This is a genomic window from Jeotgalibacillus terrae (genome assembly GCF_016908195.1).
GTDB classification, from domain to species: Bacteria; Bacillota; Bacilli; order Bacillales; family Jeotgalibacillaceae; genus Jeotgalibacillus; species Jeotgalibacillus terrae.
The window spans coordinates 19,204-37,640 of record NZ_JAFBDK010000002.1; the positions used below are offsets into that span (position 1 = coordinate 19,204).

14 protein-coding genes are annotated in these 18,437 nt (G+C 44.8%); 5 read left to right on the forward strand and 9 right to left on the reverse strand.

Annotated elements, in window-relative coordinates:
- Nucleotides 1–21: 21 nt before the first annotated feature.
- The 3 genes from JOD21_RS02100 to JOD21_RS02110 form a co-directional block, all read right to left on the reverse strand.
- Entirely contained in the window at nucleotides 22–2,154 is a 2,133-nt protein-coding gene (locus JOD21_RS02100; protein WP_204728017.1) for a flagellar assembly protein A, read from the reverse strand.
- 31 nt (nucleotides 2,155–2,185) lie between these two features.
- Nucleotides 2,186–3,439 (reverse strand): HAMP domain-containing protein, encoded by a 1,254-nt coding sequence (locus tag JOD21_RS02105; protein ID WP_420844228.1) that lies wholly within the window; start codon nucleotides 3,437–3,439, stop codon nucleotides 2,186–2,188.
- Nucleotides 3,440–3,672: 233 nt separating this feature from the next.
- The gene (locus JOD21_RS02110; RefSeq protein ID WP_204728019.1) at nucleotides 3,673–4,629 is read right to left on the reverse strand and encodes an ATP-binding protein; all 957 of its coding nucleotides are present in this window, start codon (nucleotides 4,627–4,629) and stop codon (nucleotides 3,673–3,675) included.
- 566 nt (nucleotides 4,630–5,195) lie between these two features.
- Between JOD21_RS02110 and treP the strand changes: the two genes are divergently transcribed.
- Both treP and treC read left to right on the forward strand, forming a co-directional pair.
- Nucleotides 5,196–6,632 (forward strand): PTS system trehalose-specific EIIBC component, encoded by a 1,437-nt coding sequence (gene treP, locus JOD21_RS02115; protein ID WP_204728020.1) that lies wholly within the window; start codon nucleotides 5,196–5,198, stop codon nucleotides 6,630–6,632.
- Nucleotides 6,633–6,783: 151 nt separating this feature from the next.
- On the forward strand, nucleotides 6,784–8,469 hold the full coding sequence (treC, locus tag JOD21_RS02120; protein ID WP_204728021.1) for an alpha,alpha-phosphotrehalase: 1,686 nt from the start codon (nucleotides 6,784–6,786) through the stop codon (nucleotides 8,467–8,469).
- Between the two features lie 223 nt (nucleotides 8,470–8,692).
- Here treC and JOD21_RS02125 read toward each other — a convergent pair whose 3' ends face one another.
- The 3 genes from JOD21_RS02125 to JOD21_RS02135 form a co-directional block, all read right to left on the reverse strand.
- Entirely contained in the window at nucleotides 8,693–9,790 is a 1,098-nt protein-coding gene (locus JOD21_RS02125) for an amidohydrolase (protein ID WP_204728022.1), read from the reverse strand.
- Between the two features lie 4 nt (nucleotides 9,791–9,794).
- Nucleotides 9,795–10,907 (reverse strand): mandelate racemase/muconate lactonizing enzyme family protein, encoded by a 1,113-nt coding sequence (locus JOD21_RS02130; protein ID WP_204728023.1) that lies wholly within the window; start codon nucleotides 10,905–10,907, stop codon nucleotides 9,795–9,797.
- A gap of 79 nt (nucleotides 10,908–10,986) precedes the next feature.
- The gene (locus JOD21_RS02135) at nucleotides 10,987–11,562 is read right to left on the reverse strand and encodes a Cif family virulence factor (RefSeq protein ID WP_204728024.1); all 576 of its coding nucleotides are present in this window, start codon (nucleotides 11,560–11,562) and stop codon (nucleotides 10,987–10,989) included.
- Between the two features lie 472 nt (nucleotides 11,563–12,034).
- Here JOD21_RS02135 and treR point away from each other — a divergent pair, with 472 nt between their 5' ends.
- Nucleotides 12,035–12,754 (forward strand): trehalose operon repressor, encoded by a 720-nt coding sequence (gene treR / locus JOD21_RS02140; RefSeq protein WP_041123265.1) that lies wholly within the window; start codon nucleotides 12,035–12,037, stop codon nucleotides 12,752–12,754.
- A gap of 273 nt (nucleotides 12,755–13,027) precedes the next feature.
- Here the strand turns inward: treR and JOD21_RS02145 are convergent, their stop codons facing one another.
- Both JOD21_RS02145 and JOD21_RS02150 read right to left on the reverse strand, forming a co-directional pair.
- A complete protein-coding gene (locus tag JOD21_RS02145) occupies nucleotides 13,028–13,702 on the reverse strand; it encodes a response regulator (protein ID WP_041123266.1) in 675 nt (224 codons plus the stop codon).
- 20 nt (nucleotides 13,703–13,722) lie between these two features.
- Nucleotides 13,723–14,865 carry a histidine kinase gene (locus JOD21_RS02150; RefSeq protein WP_204728025.1) on the reverse strand — a complete coding sequence of 381 codons (1,143 nt, stop codon included), beginning with the start codon at nucleotides 14,863–14,865 and terminating at the stop codon, nucleotides 13,723–13,725.
- Nucleotides 14,866–15,192: 327 nt separating this feature from the next.
- Here JOD21_RS02150 and JOD21_RS02155 point away from each other — a divergent pair, with 327 nt between their 5' ends.
- Together JOD21_RS02155 and JOD21_RS02160 are read left to right on the forward strand one after the other, a co-directional pair.
- On the forward strand, nucleotides 15,193–15,831 hold the full coding sequence (locus JOD21_RS02155) for a YigZ family protein (RefSeq protein ID WP_204728026.1): 639 nt from the start codon (nucleotides 15,193–15,195) through the stop codon (nucleotides 15,829–15,831).
- A gap of 154 nt (nucleotides 15,832–15,985) precedes the next feature.
- Nucleotides 15,986–17,068, forward strand: a complete 1,083-nt coding sequence (locus tag JOD21_RS02160; RefSeq protein ID WP_204728027.1) for an LCP family protein — start codon at nucleotides 15,986–15,988, stop codon at nucleotides 17,066–17,068.
- Between the two features lie 310 nt (nucleotides 17,069–17,378).
- Here the strand turns inward: JOD21_RS02160 and JOD21_RS02165 are convergent, their stop codons facing one another.
- Nucleotides 17,379–18,428, reverse strand: coding sequence for a glycosyltransferase family 4 protein (locus JOD21_RS02165; RefSeq protein WP_041123270.1), 1,050 nt, complete (start codon nucleotides 18,426–18,428; stop codon nucleotides 17,379–17,381).
- Nucleotides 18,429–18,437: the final 9 nt, after the last annotated feature.

The following is an 18,437-nucleotide window of genomic DNA, read 5'->3' on the forward strand; positions in this document are numbered from 1 at the left end:
CCCCTTTCAATAAGGCAAATATCAGCGCAGGACGATCTGACCTTTAGCGTTGATACTCGCTGTTAGTGCGTAATGATTTTCTGTCAGTATTTTTTTACGATTGCCAATCCGGAGTACGGTGCCTTCAAGTGCCGTCCCGATTTTGATTGAAGCGTTTGACGGTACGGCCAGATGCGTCGGTGTTCCACTTTCTGCACCTGTCTCACCTATATACATGCCTTTTTCAGCATAAGCCTCTCCACCGCGAAGTGTGCCGGTGATGGTCATGTAACCGCCTGAGTGAATTCTTGAATGTACACAGCTCTGACCTTGAATATAAAGGTTGCCACCAGCATGTATTCTGCTGTTTAGCACGTTTTGTACGCTAATCACTGATTTTGATTCATCAAATAATTCGAGTTCTTCTTCGAGCGAGTCCAGTTGTTGAGAAAGGTGGGAAAAGATGTTCAGTGACATCGGCTTGCTTGATAATGTCAGAAACAATGCTGAGATCTGTTCAGCCGTTTCTTCCCAGCGTTCATCGTCTAGCTGAGCGCGCCCTTCTTTTACAAGCTGGACATATTTTTTAGCTCTTGGAATAAAATCGCTGAACTTCTTTTCCATTAAAATGCGGACCAGCGGCTGGAGACCGCCTTTTGCAAAGTCAGTTGTTTTGAATCCCGGTGAATTCACCAGTTGGGTAATGACTGCGATGATTCTGTCAATGTCCTGTTTCAACGCACCGACCAGTATGGACAGCTTGGATGTCACCATATTATTCTGTCCTGCTGACAGGTCTGAAGAAATGACGTTCCCCTTCACACTGATCGCACCTGTTGCATTACAGTGTGAACCGCTGATATTTTTCGCAATGATGACATTTCCCTGTGCCTCAATCTTCATACCGTTATGCACTTCTCCGGTAATTTCCACATCCCCGAAAAATGAAATATTTCCTGATTCGAGACTTACATCACCGTTATGAAGCAGCTTTGGCATAATCGCGATTTTCACGAGCTGCCCGCGCTCTTCAATATGAGGGCGTCCGAATTCACTGGCAACGACTTTATCACCGATCAGTTTCACACCTTTACCAAGCCTTAAAATAACCGGATAAACAGGTTTTGGCGGCAGTGATTCACTGAAAACTGAATACCCTGAGCTTCCTTCTTCAGGCGGGTGAACGATCCCGATAATGTCGCCCGTTTCGATATTCGGAAATACTTTTGTTTCACGGAAATCAACCTTGCCGTGCTCGTCCTCTTTCATACCTTCTTTCACATTGGTTTCCACTTTTAATTCAAGCCAACCGTCTTTGCCGTCAGTCGGGGCAACTCCACGTGCAATTGTATATTCTTCAGGCTCAGTACTCCTGACTGCCCGCATGAGTTCGATCTTATCAACGTTTTGCAGGATTGATTTCTCCTGCATATCGGCTTTGATTTCACGCTCTGTCACATTCAGATAGGTATCTTTTTGCTCGTTGAATGAAATTGTAAGGTGTGAACTTGGTTCAGCATCAAGAATCGTTCGCGTGATTTTATAACCCGGCTCGATTTTCAAATAGGCTTTCAGTTTGTTTTGATCAATCGTGATCGACCACTCTGTCTTTTTGATTTCATCTTCAATTGACAGCCGGTATGAGTCATTTGGTGAGAGGATAAACGTTTTCTCCTCAATGAGCTTTTGATTCCGGTAAAGCTTGATCTCTTTTGGAACGGTGACGACCGGAAGCTTGTGTGACCCCGCTTCCATCAGAAGTTTTCCGTCTTCCACCCAGACTGCACCATGTTTTTCGAGTAATTCTTCACTTGTAGGCTGATTTTTTCTTGCAGATGGTTGACCTGTTTTTACTTGTTCAACCTTTTCTACATCTACCTTGTCAAAAAATGATTCCGCCTGTGAAAACCAGTCTTGAACTTCTTCATTTTCCTTTTCTGGTTCATGGATATCAGACGGCGGTGCTGGCCGCTCATCTTTTCTGACAGCAGGCTCTCCTTTTTCATTCAGCATTGTCAATCTGACAACAGCCTGTTTTGAACCGATTTTCAGAAAACCTTTTGCCGGTGTCTGAAGGATCTCGATATGTACGTCCCGCTTCGAAACTTCAAGCAGGTCGACTCCTGTCTGCACCGCTTCCTGAATCGTTTTTCCTTTTGTTACAACACTTTGCATCTATTTCACCTGCCCCTGTAGTTTTGACATGTTACTTCGTTTTAAATGTATCAATCAGCTCAGTCATCTCCTGTGATGTTTCAGCAAGTGACTCTGCCTGGCTGTGGAGTGAATGCAAAAGATCACTGATGGTAATCGTGATTTCAGTTGCTGCTTCAGACTTGGACTGAACGTGATGTCTCATCAGACTGATTTTTTCTAAATACTTATCTGCATCTTTCGGCGGCGCGTAGATTCTGACGAAGCGTTCAGCATCTTTCAGCATATGGGTGACTTCTTCACTTTCATGACGTGCCATCATGGCTGATTCAACCGTCAGCTCTGACATCCTTCGCGCCGTTTCCTTCGTTTCTTTCTCAAGCATCACAGACATTCTCTCAGCCTGCGAAGTGTATCCTGAAGCTTTTTTTAACAGGTAATTCAGCCGGTCGGTCATCCTGTTCATGCTGACTGACAGCTTTCTCAATTCACCCTGATCATCAATATCATTTTTTACCGTTAAATCTCCGCCCTCAAGCGCTGACACCTGGTTAATCAGCTTCTGAATGTGGATTGCGACTCTATTAAAAAACTTAGAAATTAAGATAATCAGTAAAATCAACGGCAGCAGTCTCGTTACCATCATGACTAGCGCATTCCGGTAGATCGGTGCTGAAATATCCGATTTATCAAGCGCTACGTATGCTGCATAAGAATCGTTAACCGGAAAGTAGATCCTGTAATACTGGTCACCGTCTGAACCCATATCTGAGCCGATCAGTGTTTGTGCCTTTTCAGTCAGCGTACGTTCACTCCCTGCAGTAAACGTCCATCCCGATTCCGCCATTTCATAAACCGCGCCTTCTTCCATGACCTTCAGATTCTCCGTCATTTCATCAATCAGTGCCTGTGGGCCCGCCTGATTCAGATAAGCTGTAATATCTTCAGCTTCTACATAAATATTTAAAAAATAATCAGCGCCTTCCGGACGGTAATAGGCATATTTGTGACGCTCATCGTTAGATATATTTGTACCTGTCACTGTTTCAGAACTGACGAGAGAGTAAGCTTCATCATTGTTTAAAATATTGACTGCTGCTTCATAATATCCTGCCTCTTTCAGGCTAAAACCCGCATCACCCGGTTCTGATGTCACAGTTGCCGTCACATCATCTCCGGTTTCCTGAAAAATGGTTACACCGTCGAGGCTGAATTCTTCTTTATATTGAAGCAGCTGATCCCTGGTCAGATTGCTGCCGTTTAATTCATCTAACTCAGTCGCAATCAGCCTGGCCTGTGCAAGCATGCGGGTGTCGAGCTCTTCTTCTAACAGTTCGAGCGCTGTTTCCGTCTGGTCAAAACGCGACAATAATTCCTTTTTAATCTCATCAGCACTATTTTCAGTCTGTGCTGCGATCTGCTGCTGGACGAGCAGCGCGTGAATGATGGCGCCAATGATACCGACCACCACGACTGCTGCAAACGTCCAGTATAAAAATTGCTTTCTAAGCGGCGTATATTTTGCCATCTTCACACCTCCTAGCCCTGTGGAACAGCTTTGACTGTATTCTGCTCCTGCCGGCTGATTTCTGTTTTATCAGGATGCTCAAATGTAAGAACAAGCGCCGAGCCTTCCTCAGAAGTGTGAAGGTGAATGAATGAAGCGATTTTCAGCATAACCGTAAACCCCTGTCCCATCGATTTCTGAGTAGAATATCCCGTGAGGAGTGTAGCTTTTGGAAGCTGCTCCAGCGGAATCCCTGTACCTGAATCTTCAACAATAAAGTGAATGGCGCTTTCATGATCTTCCACAATGGTCACTTTTCCGTGCTCAGCATGTTTAAATACATTTGTCATGGCTTCTGACAGAACGAGTAAAAAACTCATCGTTGCTGATTTCGAGTAATCGCGTTCTTCAAAACACTTACGCGCTTCATTTCTGATCTTCGAAATGTCAGAACGCTCCTCAATCCATCCCTCACTAAGAATATGTCCTTCTTTAAACGCCTCTACTTGATGCGGCTCAATCAGAATAAGCTTGTTATGCGTTGCAGCTGCAAGCACATCACGGTAGACAAACCACTCATCTTTCTGCTCACGCTTTTTAGTCTGTTCTGTAAACACACGGTGCAGAAACAAATCATTTTTATGATCGAAATGAACGTCCAGCATCGCCTTAATGACTTCTTTCTCAGCGTTAAAATGTGTGATTTTCTCAGGCAGGTCCTCACCCTTCATATCCCACTCAAGCAACTTCGCACCTGCTGACAACAGTACATCCTCATGAGCACGAAGCGCCTGAGGGTTCAGCAGAATGGCTTTGTAAAAAAGCTTATTACGCTCTTTTTTCTTATAAGAAAGTTTTCCTGCAATCTCCATCGCAAGATAACCAGTCTTTACCCCATGCAATAAATTCACAAGCGGCTGATCAGATGGCGGCACCGCAGAACGTCCTGAACGCAACCTGCTCATCAGCAAGGACAATAACCATCTCATCGCAACCCCTCCCTCATATTCATCTGATATGTATGACAATCATGTGAATACCCGTACAACATTTAAAAAGATGCTTTTATATCCAATTAAATCATTTGTTAAACATGACTAAAGTTCTATTATATTTAGTATATTTTACCCCTTTTCGATAATAAACACAATATGGTTTGACATGATATTACAAAAAATATCCATTATTTCGACAAACTAAATACCTAACATACGTATAATGAAACTTACTGATTGACAACTTGTATATACACGTTATAGGATTATAGATGCTTAATGTAAGCGCTGTTTATTTGGAGAGTGAAGACCCGGGACAGTCCCGGGTCTTCACTGGCAAGCACTGTGGCTCCAGTTGTCGTATTTTGACTGGCAGCTGTCGTATTTTGCGCTGCAGCTGTTTGATACACCCGGGTTTGCTGTAGTGAGTCACGCGTATGCCTGTGGTCATAGACAGACCGATTTTAACTCCAATTCCCAGTGTTTTTTCCCGAATATCGGGAATAGATGAAATGAAGTGCCACGGAAATGAAAACGGTTTCGAAAGGGAGGTTTTATAGATGAGCGATGTGAATCGTGAACAGGTGCGCCAGATTGTTGAGGCAATCGGCGGACAGGAAAACATCAACACAGCGACACACTGTGTTACACGTCTCCGCTTCGTCTTGAATGACGAAAGCAAGGTGGACAAGAAGAAACTTGAGTCAATTGATCTTGTTAAAGGATCATTTTCCAACAGCGGGCAATTCCAGGTCGTCATCGGCCAGGGACTTGTCGACAAGGTGTACAAAGTTTTAGCAGAGGAAACAGGTATTCAGGAAGTGTCGAAGGATGATGTAAAAAGCGCAGCGACAAAGAATATGAATCCGCTGCAAAGAGCCATCAAACTGTTAGCTGATATCTTTATTCCAATTCTTCCGGCAATCGTAACAGCAGGTTTACTGCTTGGTTTGAACAACGTACTGACAGCCGAAAATTTATTCGGTCCGGATCCACTGATCGTCACGTATCCTCAGTGGGCTGATATTGCAGAAGTTATTAACATTATAGCCAGCGCCGCCTTCACCTTTTTACCTGCATTGATCGGCTGGTCAGCAGTAAAAAGGTTCGGGGCCAATCCTTTAATGGGTATCGTGCTTGGTCTGGTACTGGTACATCCTGCCCTGTTAAGTGCATACGCTTACCCGGATGCGCTGCAGGAAGGTACAGTGCCAACGTGGAATTTATTCGGCTTAACCGTTGAATCAATCGGTTATCAGGGTCAGGTACTTCCGGTATTAGTGGCAGCTTATCTGTATGCAGTGATTGAAAAGTTCTTAAACAGACGCGTACACGATTCAATCAAGCTACTGGTTGTCGCACCGGTATCAATACTAATCACCGGTTTCGCAGCATTTATCGTCATTGGACCACTGACATTCGCAGCAGGTACAGCCGTAACTGATGCAGTTGTTTATATGTTTGAAAACTTCGGCTGGTTAGGCGGTCTGATCTATGGTGGATTCTATGCAGTCCTTGTTATCACAGGTATGCACCATACATTCCTGCCTGTAGACTTACAGCTGATTTCAGATCAGGGCGGTACATTCCTGTGGCCGATCCTTGCACTGTCAAATATCGCACAGGGTTCAGCAGCATTTGCGATTTTCGCTGCAACGTTCTTTATGAAAGGGAAAGATGAAAAGCTCAAAGGACTTGCAAGTTCTTCAGGTATCTCGGCTTGGCTCGGTGTCACAGAGCCCGCTCTATTCGGGGTCAACCTGCGCTATAAATTCCCATTCATCTGCGCATTAATCGGCTCTGCTATCGCAGGTATCATCCTTGGTGCCAACTTCGTTCTCGCCAATTCAATCGGCGTCGGCGGTGTACCGGGCATCATCTCAATCCAAAGCCAATTCTGGGGCATATTCGCAATTGGTATGGGAATCGTTATCGTCGTCCCATTCGCCCTCACACTTGCATACGCACTAATCGTGAAAAAAGGAAAGCTTGAGTAGACAATACGAACGGGCTGTGAGAAGAAATTTTCACAGCTCTGTTTTTTACGAAAAGAACGAAGAGGCGGGACTGTCCCGGGTCTTCAGTGTTCACGCATGGGCAGCGTAGACCCGGGTCAGACCCTCTACTACTTTTTAAGGAGGCATTCACATGGCACAGCCCTGGTGGAAAAAAGCAGTTGTGTATCAGATCTACCCGAAGAGTTTTAACGACACAACTGGCAACGGTGTGGGTGATCTGAACGGTATCACAGAAAAACTTGATTATTTGAATGAACTTGGTGTCGACGTCCTATGGCTGACTCCGCCTTACAAATCACCTCAGCGTGACAATGGTTATGATATTAGCGATTACTTCTCGATTCATGAAGAGTACGGATCAATGGAAGATTTCGACCGTATGCTTGCAGAAGCTCACAAGCGCGACATCCGCATCATTATGGATATCGTTGTGAATCATACTTCTACTGAGCATGAGTGGTTCGTTGAATCCCGTAAGTCAAAAGACAATGAGTACCGTGATTTCTACATCTGGAAAGACGGGAAGGAAGATGGCTCTGAGCCGACGAATTGGGCATCGAAGTTTGGCGGGAATGCGTGGCAGTATGATGATGCAAGCGGCCAGTATTACCTGCACCTATTTGACGTGACCCAGGCTGATCTGAACTGGGAAAATGAAAAGGTTCGCCGCGAAATTTACGAAATGATGAATTTCTGGGCTGAAAAAGGTGTGGATGGCTTCCGTCTAGATGTAATCAATCTAGTGTCAAAAAATCAGGACTTCCCTGATGAGACAGGTGAGGGCGATGGCCGCCGCTTTTATACAGACGGTCCGCGCGTGCATGAGTATATGCACGAAATGAATCAGGAAGTATTCTCTAAGCATGACCTGCTGACAGTTGGGGAAATGTCTTCAACGACGATTGATCACTGTATTAAATATTCGAACCCTGAACGAGAAGAATTAAGTATGACGTTCAATTTCCATCATTTAAAAGTGGATTATCCAAACGGTGAAAAGTGGACAATTGCTGATTTTGATTTCCTTCAGCTGAAAGATATTCTTTCAACGTGGCAGGTCGGAATGAATGAAGGTGGCGGATGGAATGCGCTGTTCTGGTGCAACCATGATCAGCCACGCGTTGTATCGCGCTACGGAAATGACGGTGAATTCCACCGCGAGTCAGCAAAAATGCTTGCGACAACCGTACACATGATGCAGGGTACGCCTTACATTTATCAAGGCGAAGAGTTCGGGATGACTAATCCGAAATTCACATCAATTGATGAATACCGCGATGTTGAGTCGCTGAACATTTACAATATCCTGCTTGAACAGGGTAAGAGCGAAAAGGAAATTCTTGAGATTCTGCGCCAGAAATCACGTGATAACTCACGTACGCCGGTGCAGTGGGATGATACTGAGCACGCCGGCTTCACAAGCGGTACGCCATGGATCCCTGTTGCAAAAAACTTTAAAGAGCACAATGCAAAAACTGCGCTGGAAGACCGTGATTCAGTCTTCTATCACTATCAGAAGCTTGTTCAGCTACGTAAGGATCACGATATTCTGACTGATGGCAACTACGAGCTGCTGCTGGCAGATCATCCGGCAATCTTTGCTTACACGCGCAGCACTGAAAATGAGACGCTGCTTGTGCTGAATAACTATTATGCAGAGGAAACAGTATTTGACATGCCTGAAACACTAGCTGAAAAGCTGGAAGGCTTCACGCCTCCTGATGTGATGATTCAGAATTACAGCGATGTAAATGGGGATGCAGCGCGTTATACGCTGCGACCATATGAGTCGATTGTGTTTCATTATAAGAAGTAATTGATTGAAAAATCCGCCCGGGATCGAGTCCTGGGCGGATTTTTGTGTGGTGCGGGCTGCTTTTCTGGCGCGACGGTCGCATCACCGCCCACGAATGTCGTATGTGACCGCTCGACGTTCCGATACACCCGGGTTGGAGGTCATATTATACGCCGGTGAAGGTCGTATATGCACAATCGAGTGTCGTATACACCAAATCCGGCGCAACAGTAAAACGCCGCACTTACTCCGCTTCCATCGCCATCTCCACAGCTCGCGTAACCACACGTACACCCTGCTCCAGACAATCATGATTAAATGTCATATCCGGATGGTGAAGCCCCGGCGCGAGGTCTGAACCAAGACCGAGCATGACTGCTTTCAGCTCAGGTTTTTCAATTGTATAGTAATGAAAATCATCACTACCTGGTGTCACAACGCGCGGACGCAGCGACTCTTCTCCCATTTCTGCGATAATCGCTTCACGCATGACGGCCTCTGCTTCTTCATTAATCGCAGCGGCCGGCGTGTAATCGATCCACTCACCTTCAATTTTCACACCAAGCAAGTCGCTCACTGCAGCAACCTTTTCTTCAATCATCCGCTGCAGTTCAACCATCGTCTCATTCGTCTGAGCACGCACATCGAGTGCAAACGTCGCGGAACCCGGAATGATATTATAGTTTGAAGCGCCTGCGTGAAAGTTCGTCATTTTAACAGAGTGCGGTATCATCGGTGAAAGCCGTACAGCATGCATCTGTTGAGCCAAAGCAAATCCTGCTTCAATCGCATTTACTCCCTGATGAGGACGTGCGCCGTGGAGGTCTTTACCCGTAATCTTACCTTCATAAAAAATTCCGCCACCGTGTGAAATCGCAGGAGCAGCTTCTCCGAATGAGAGTTCTTCTTTTGGTCGAAGATGAACGCCAAAAAGCATCTTCAATCCATCTGCCCCACCGCTTTTAATGACAGCAAGCGAGCCATTACCCTGCTCTTCAGCTGGCTGGAATATGCACCTGAACGTACCCCTCAGCGAATCCTCTTTTTCTTTTAAAGCTAAAAGCGCTCCAATTCCAATCGTCATATGCGCGTCATGACCGCATGAATGATTCCCCTGCATCCTGCCGTCCACTTCCTGCCATAGCGCGTCAATGTCCGCACGCAGTCCAATCACCGGCTCACCGCTTCCCACTTCAGCAATTAACCCTGTATGCTTTTTGAAAAGCTGAACGCGGATTCCTGCCCGCTCAAGCGTATTTGCAATATAATCAGTTGTCTTCACTTCCTTAAAACTGATCTCCGCAAGTCCGTGAAGATCCTGCCAAATCTGTTCAAGTTTCATTCCTTCACACCTCCACAATCGTATGACACTCACTTAATTTCTCAAGAATCTGTTCATCCACATCAACACCAAGTCCAGGCTTTTCTGCTAAATGAACGTAAGGAATCTGATACGTTAAATTACCCGGATCCTCAGAAAACAGCAGCGGTCCGGTCAGCTCAGTCGATTCAATATTCTTACGGGACATCGCGGCATGATAACCGGCAGCTGATCCGATTGATGATTCAACCATCGAACCGACCTGGCACGTGAGTCCGGCTGCTTCAGCTGTTTTTGCCATATTAATCACCGGATAAATCCCACCGCTTTTCATCAGCTTTAAATTAATTATATCAGCAGCGCGGGTGTTGATCGCCCGCTGAAGATCCTTTTCTAAACAGATGCTTTCATCGAGCATAAGCGGTGTCTTCGTTGCTCTGCGCAGTTCATTCATTTCAGCAAAGGCTTCTGGTACAAGTGGCTGTTCAACCCAGTCAAGGTTCAAACCCTCACACTGAGCAAGCGCTCGCTTAGCTGTCTCATACGTACCCCAGCCCTGATTCACATCGACCCGGATCGGAACTTCTTCTCCAACTGCTGAGCGGATTGCTTTCAAACGCTGTACATCAACTGCTGCATCTCCACTCAACTTGATTTTTAAATGCCGATAGCCGCTTTCAAGCGCAGCGCATGCAGCCTCACTCATTTTTTCAGGAGATCCGATTGAAATCACTTTTGGATAACTGAGTGACTCATGTGCTTTGCCACCAATAAGATCATAAACAGGCATCCCTGTGATTTTCCCCATCAGATCATAACAGGCAATATCCACCGCCGCTTTGATCGAAGGGTTCCCTTTAAGCCCAAGGTTCATACGGTGATGAATCTCTTCGATTTGAAAAGGAGTCAGCCCTTTTAACTGAGGTAATATGACTTTTTCCAACAGCGCATATGACCCATAAAAAGATTCTCCTGTCACATGTTCATCTGGCACTGACTCCCCAAAACCCTCATGGCCGGTGTCTGTCGTCAGCTTCAAAATAATAGAAGGCATGGACTCAAACCTTGCATATGATACGACAAACGGTTCTTTCAGCGGGAGATGAATCCCCCATATTTCAGCACGAATAATTTTCAAACCAATCCAACTCCATTTCCCGGGAAATTATGTCGATATGTATGGAAAAATGCACCTCTTTAAAGAGATGCATTTTTTATTAAGGTGCCGCAATAAACTGAATCGAAGCAATCTTCCACTCGCCTTCAACTTCCTTCATAATTGTCACCTGACGACCGCTTCTTGTTACTTCAGCTCCAGACGCCGGGTCAGTTGTCGTCAGTTCCATATTTGAAAATACCTCAGCAGACCCTTCTTCGTAGCCACTGATCGTCTGTTCGACAACTTCTCTCTGCACGTCAAACTGGGTGAACACTTCTTCAAGCGCTTCGCGTTCTTCCTCTTCATTGTAGTAATCTTCTCCAAATAAAAGCAGATCCATATAGCCTTCTAAATCTTTATTATTAAAGGTTTCGATATACTGATCGAATACCGCCATAATCTCTTCCTCTGCTTCAGCTGGCACTTCAGCACTTTCTACATTACCTTCTTCGTCGAATACAATACCTTCTTCTGACTCGATGCTGCTGTCAGGCGCATGCGTTTCCTGCCCCTCGCCTGTCAGTCCATCATCTGCTGAATTTACATTTGTATCCGTACTTTCTTCGTCACTGCATCCTGCAAGCATAACCGCAAGCAGACCGGCAGCCATTGTTGTCTTAAAAAGCTTATTCATTAAAACCGTCCTTTCTGCTTAAAAAATCTACTCTATTAAAGTTGGCTAATGATTTCCGCTACAGGGGGGACGCTTTCCGCAGGGCCGGCGGTGAGCCTCCTCGACGCTCCGCGTCTGTGGGGTCTCACCTGTCCGACTTCTCCTGTTGGAGTCGCCCCCTTCCGCTTCAATCATCTGCTGTGCAGATATAACATCTGACTTTAACAAAGTCTAAATTTATAATGTATTAACCCCTTTAATCAATACCATATCAGCTGGCTCTTGGAGTGGAGGGCGGAGACTCTCGCCCCAGGAAGGGACAGGTGAGATCCCGCAAGGCGAAGCCTGAGGAAGCTCACCGCCCGGGGGCAGGAAAGCGCAGCCCTCCACGGAAAGAGACAGCGGTATTTGAATACATATGATATATGAAAATCTTGGTACATTCACTAAAATCCTGTCCCCTCATATGATACAATAAACAAGGGTGATATATATGGCAACTACAAATAAATATATGAACATTTTTCAAGAACTCTCCTCAGAAATAAAAAATGGGGTTTTCGAGCCGAACTCTCTACTCCCTTCTGAACACGAACTGTGTGAGCGATTTAATACATCAAGAGAAACCATAAGGAAAGCGCTTACACTTTTATCGCAAAACGGTTTTATACAGAAAATGCAGGGCAAAGGCTCCCTCGTTCTTGATATAAGTAAAATGACGTTTCCTGTTACAGGTCTTGTCAGCTTTAAAGAAATACAGCAGTCGCTTGGCCGTGATATTCAGACGACTGTGCATAAGCTTGAACTCATTGAAGCAGAGGACTGGCTGTCTAATCAGCTTGAGTGTCCTGAGCACGCATTGACGTGGGAGGTTGTCCGCGCTCGAACGATTCAGGGTGAGCGGGTGATCCTTGATAAAGACTGGCTGCTTCAGACAACCGTGCCATCTTTGACTGAAGAAATCTGCGCAGATTCAATCTATGCTTATCTTGAAGGGCAGCTTGGATTAAACATTTCCTACGCTAAAAAAGAAATCACAGTTGAGCCTGCAACAGATGAAGACCGTGCGCTGCTCGATCTTGACGGTTACAGCCACATCGTACTCGTTAAGAACTTTGTGCACCTCGAAGACACATCGATCTTCCAGTACACAGAATCGCGTCACAGACTCGATAAGTTCAAGTTTGTAGACTTTGCGAGACGTCGTAAATAAGATGAAACTCCGCCGTTAATCCGGGCGGAGTTTTTGGTTTCTTAAGGGCATGGGGAGGGCGTCGTGCTGCGACCGATGCGGGAGCTCACTACAGCTAAATCACGTCTCACTACAACTGAGAACGGTCTCACTACAGTAAACCCGAGTGTATCCTACAGCTGCGGGGCAAAACACAACAGCCACCATCCAAAACACTGTAACAGCGCCAAGCATGCACGCCCCCTCACACAACAAAAAAAAGCCCCGTCTCAAAGACGGAGCCTCACTTAACAATTATCGTACCTCTACCCAGCCGTTCTTAATTGCTGTAACAACAGCCTGCGTACGGTCATTTACATTCATTTTCTGCAAGATGTTACTTACATGGTTTTTAACCGTTTTTTCTGAAATGTACAGTCCTTCACCGATACCGCGGTTACTTTTACCGTCAGCAAGCATCTGAAGCACTTCACACTCACGCTTTGTTAACAGGTGAAGCGGGCGGCGCACTTCCATCTGCTGGAAGTTACCAGTGAATTCTGCTTCTGCCAGACGGCGGAATTCGTTTACAAGGTTAACTGTTACTTTCGGATGCAGGTAAGAACCACCGTCAGCAACTGTTTTGATTGCTTCGATCAGTGCTTCTGAATCCATTTCTTTCAGCATATATCCAAGTGCACCTGATTTCAGAGCATGTGATACGTAGTTCTCATCATCATGAATTGACAGGATGATGACTTTTGCGTCAGGATGCTTTTTCACAAGCTGGCCTGTTGCTTCTACGCCGTTCACATCAGGCATGTTAATATCCATCAGTACAACGTCTGGCTGGTGTGTTTCGTACAGCTCGATTGCCTGAGAACCATCGTCGCCTTCTCCTACGATTTCAAACGTATCTTCAAAATCAAGAATGCGTTTGACTCCTTCACGGAATAACTGGTGATCATCAATAATTAAAATCTTTGTCATGTTAGGTTCCCCCTCAATCTTTAACTTTGAATTGGTACATTGATACTGATTGTCGTACCTTCGCCTGGTTTGGATTGAACATGCATCTTTCCTGATACGAGTTCAACCCTTTCTTTCATTCCGATCATGCCATATGAGCCCTGCTTTTTCTCTGAAGGATCAAATCCCTTACCGTCGTCCTTAATGATTGCATTAACGCAATCCGGACGTATCTCGACTTTCACACTGACTTCACGTGCTTCTGCATGCTTGATCGCATTTTGAACGGCTTCCTGAATCAGTCTGAAGAGCGAGACTTCATATTTTGGATCTAATCTTGATTCTTCCCCAATTTGCTTAAATGATAACTTAGCACCATTACTATACTCTTCGATAGTACTTAAGTATTTTCTGAGGGTCGGAACAAGACCAAGGTCATCGAGCGCCATCGGTCGAAGGTCGTAGATAATTCTCCGTACCTCTGACAATGCTGAGCGGACCATCTTTTTATAACTTTTGATTTCATTGATGGCTTCTTCAGTGCCTTTATCTCTGAATACACGTTCGATCAGATCGGATCTCATGAGTACGTTTGCCATCATCTGAGCCGGACCGTCGTGTATTTCCCGGGAAAGTCTTTTACGTTCTTCTTCCTGGGCTTCAATAATCTGCATCCCGAAAAGCTGTTTCTGCGCTGCATCTTCAAGCGCTGCACCGACTTTTCTTAAATCACTGTTCAGGTAGCTGAGTACAACAGTAATTTGAGTCACAAGATTTTCAGCCCGGTCAATGGTTTCAACCATGTTCTGTAAGCGGCGTTCAAGATCGTCTCTTCTTTCACGCAGCTGTTTTTCTTCCTGTCTGTTAACCGAGAGTTTCATTTGAAGATCATGCGCCGTCTCGTATGCCTGACGGACCTGTTCTTCAGAAAAGTCTTTGAAATGATGACTGACTTCCGCAAGGCGCTTTCTTGCAAATCGTGTGCGCCTTTCAAGATCGTCACCTGTATAGATCACACTTGCAATTTTTTCACGAATCAGACCAAGCTCTGAAATGAGCCGGTCATACTCATTGCGTGTCTGCTCACCGATTTCAAAAATTTCTGATTTACTCTGGTCCACAGTCTCTATCATTTTACCCAGTATCGAATCGAGTACCTGGGTATCTATACTATTTGCGGACACGTGCAGACTCCTTTCTCTCGTATACATGTCTTTACAAAAAATTATACTGTTAAACCAGTAAAATTGAAAGTATTGTGGTAAATAAACTTTACCACCGCAACATGTCGAAATTACTCAAAAAAGAAGCTATTTTAAGATACCTTTTTGGCCCCGGTTTATTAAATAAGACCTTATCTATTATAACATCATCACTTTGTCGCGATATTAAAGTTGCATTACAAATGACGCATATGACATTTCACCTTTATTTCATCTCTGCAAAAAATGACGCAGGAGCACGTTTCTTGTTATAATTGTGTAACAAACACACAGATAAAGGAGCAAAATATGCTTAAAAAGTATCTAACCGTCGCGGGAGAAAGTGAAAGTGAGATCGTTATTCAAAAGTCCCGCTTTATCACCTATACAAAACGCACTGAAACAGAAGAAGAGGCTCAGGCGTTTATTCAGGAAATTAAAAAGAAACATTCTTCCGCCAATCACAATTGTTCAGCCTATATGATCGGAGAACACGATCTGATCCAAAAAGCCAATGATGACGGTGAGCCGTCCGGGACTGCAGGCGTTCCGATGCTTGAAGTGTTAAAGAAACAGGGTCTAAAGGACACAACTGTTGTGGTGACGCGTTACTTCGGGGGTATTAAGCTTGGTGGCGGCGGTCTGATCCGTGCATATGGCAAGTCGGTTACTGAAGGATTAAAAGCAGCAGGAATCGTTGAACGGTCACTGAACAGAATCATGACGTCTAAAATGGATTACACATGGCTTGGTAAAGTTGAGAATGAAGTGCGCTCTTCTCCATATCCTTTAAAAGAGATTCACTATCTTGAAGATGTAGCAGTTGAAACGTATGTTGAAGAAGATGAAATTGATTCTTTTACAGCCTGGATGACAGAACTGACTAACGGGCAGGCTGTCATTGAACAGGGTGAAATGGTTTACCGGGAGCAAATTGTAACCGAATAATCGACAATTGTAATGAAAGTTTCATTTTACTGATAGCGGGAAAACAAGTAAAATAGAGATTGGCGATTGTTTTGCCGCTCTATGACAGGTTTTCCCGGTCATAAGAAACGAAGATCATGATTTGGAAATCCCGAGTAAAGGAGCCACTCGAAATATGGACAGAAAAACGTATAAGAAAAAGGCGAAAGCAAAGCGCATCAGGAAAGTGATGCTGATGGTGGGTATCCCGCTGCTTTTAATCGCTGTATCCGGGCTAGTATACGGTGGCTATCTGTATACGAAAGCTCAAAATGTGGCTGATGATTCTTTCGAAGAAGTTGAAGGAAGAGACCAGTCAGAACTTCGCGAAAAAGAAGTTGATCCTGATGTTGATAATGTATCGGTTTTGTTTCTTGGTGTAGACGGAAGTGATGTCCGTGAAGAAGCTGCCGGATTTGAAAACGGCACAACACGTACAGATGCGATTATCCTGGCTACATTAAATAATGATGATAAATCAGTCAAATTGACAAGTATTCCACGTGATACACTTGCTTACATTCCTGAAGTGGATTACGAAGATAAAATCAATCATGCACACGCATTCGGCGGACCTAAGGCTTCAATGGAAGCTGTTGAAGAACTGCTTGATGTACCGGTTGACTATTATGTACGTATGAACTTCTATGCATTTATGGATGTAGTAAATGCACTGAATGGCGTTGAAGTGGATGTACCTTTTAATATGTATGAAATGAACTCGGATGACCAGAAAGATGCGATCTTCCTTGAAGAAGGCCGTCAGACAGTAGATGGTGAAGAAGCACTTGCTTTTGTCCGCTCAAGACATATGGATAGTGACATTGCCCGCGGCGAACGCCAGCAGGAAGTCATTGACGCTATTCTTGATAAAGCAAAATCTGCCGGTTCGATTAACCGCTACGCTGATGTGATTGATGCAGTCGGCGACAATATGAAAACAAATATGAGATTCTCAGAGATGAGAGCATTTATGTCTTACGCATTGAACTCTAACCTGTCAGTTGATATGCATACATTGGCTGGTGAAGGCGTTATGTATGACGGTGTCTACTATTATGAAGCTTATGAAGAAGAACTCGAAACAGTCCGCGCTGACCTGCGCGAACACCTGGGACTCTCATCATTCGTCTCAAACGATGAGTCATCAAGCCTGACAGAAGACAACACGTACAGTGAAAGTGAAACAGCCCAGGAAGATGAAGACTCAGAATGGTAACAAAAAGAGCGCCCAGCCGGCGCTCTTTTTTATATCTATCTTTTATTTATTGATAAGTCTACGGTATAGTGAATTAAAATAATATATTGCTACAACCATTTTCTATAAAATAAACTGAGGTTCATTGTAGTGGAAGGTGGAGACTCCAGCAGGGGAAGCGTGACAGCTGAGACCCCGCAGATGCTAAGCGTCGAGGAGGCTCACCGGGTCCACAAGACGGGCTAGCCACTTGGAAAGCATCCGCCTGTCACGCAGCGAGCCGGTTTCTTCCACAAAAAAAGTTGAGACATCTGCGTCTCAACTTTTTTATCTATTCCCGCGCATTCCTCACGCGCATTAATTTCATTAATGGTCTGTAATCTTTCCCAACAAGTCCGATGCTTTCTGCAAAAAGCTCAATTGCAATCAGCATGACACCAATCACTAATACTGAACCCCATACTGTAGACATCGAGAAGATCAGTGCAGACATTCCGAATGTTGCAGCAATCGCATAGATGATCAATACAGTCTGCTTATGAGAATAACCAAGCGCCAGCAATCTGTGATGCAAGTGGTTTTTATCAGGTGCAGATAATGGCTGCTTATTAACAAAACGTCTCAAGATCGCAAAGAATGTATCAGAGATCGGTACACCAAGCACAATAATTGGAATGATCAGTGAGATCACTGTTACGTTTTTGAACCCAAGCAGGGCAATCACTGAAATCGCAAATCCGAGGAATAGTGCCCCCGTGTCACCCATAAAGATTTTTGCCGGATGAAAGTTGTAGACTAGGAATCCGAGTACACTTGCGAAAAGCAGCATGCCGATTGCCATAACGAAAATGTTTCCGTCAAGCAGGGCCATCAGACTGATTGTCCCAAGTGCAATAGAAGATACACCTGCAGCCAGTCCATCAAGTCCGTCAATCAGGTTCACTGCGTTTGTAATACCAACAATCCAAAGGACTGTCATCGGAATACTGAACAACCCGAATTCAAGCTGGCCGCCAAACGGCAGGTTGATATATTCAAGCTGAATGCCTCCAAGAACAACAACGAGCGCTGCAGCAATCTGTCCAAGCAGCTTCACTTTTGCAGAAAGTTCACGCATATCATCGAGCACGCCGACAATAATAATGATGATACTTCCGAAAAGCAGCGGCCAAGCAGCTTCATTTTGAGGATTGATCAATACAAATCCAATCACAAAACTGAGGAAAATCGCCAGTCCTCCGAGTCTTGGCATAATCTTCTGGTGGACTTTTCTGTAATTCGGTTTATCAGTAGCGCCTATTTTAAAGGCAAGTTTTTTTACAATCGGTGTAAGAATAATCGAGCTGATAAAGACGATCAGCAGATTCGTTAAAAAAATCATAAGTTTCCT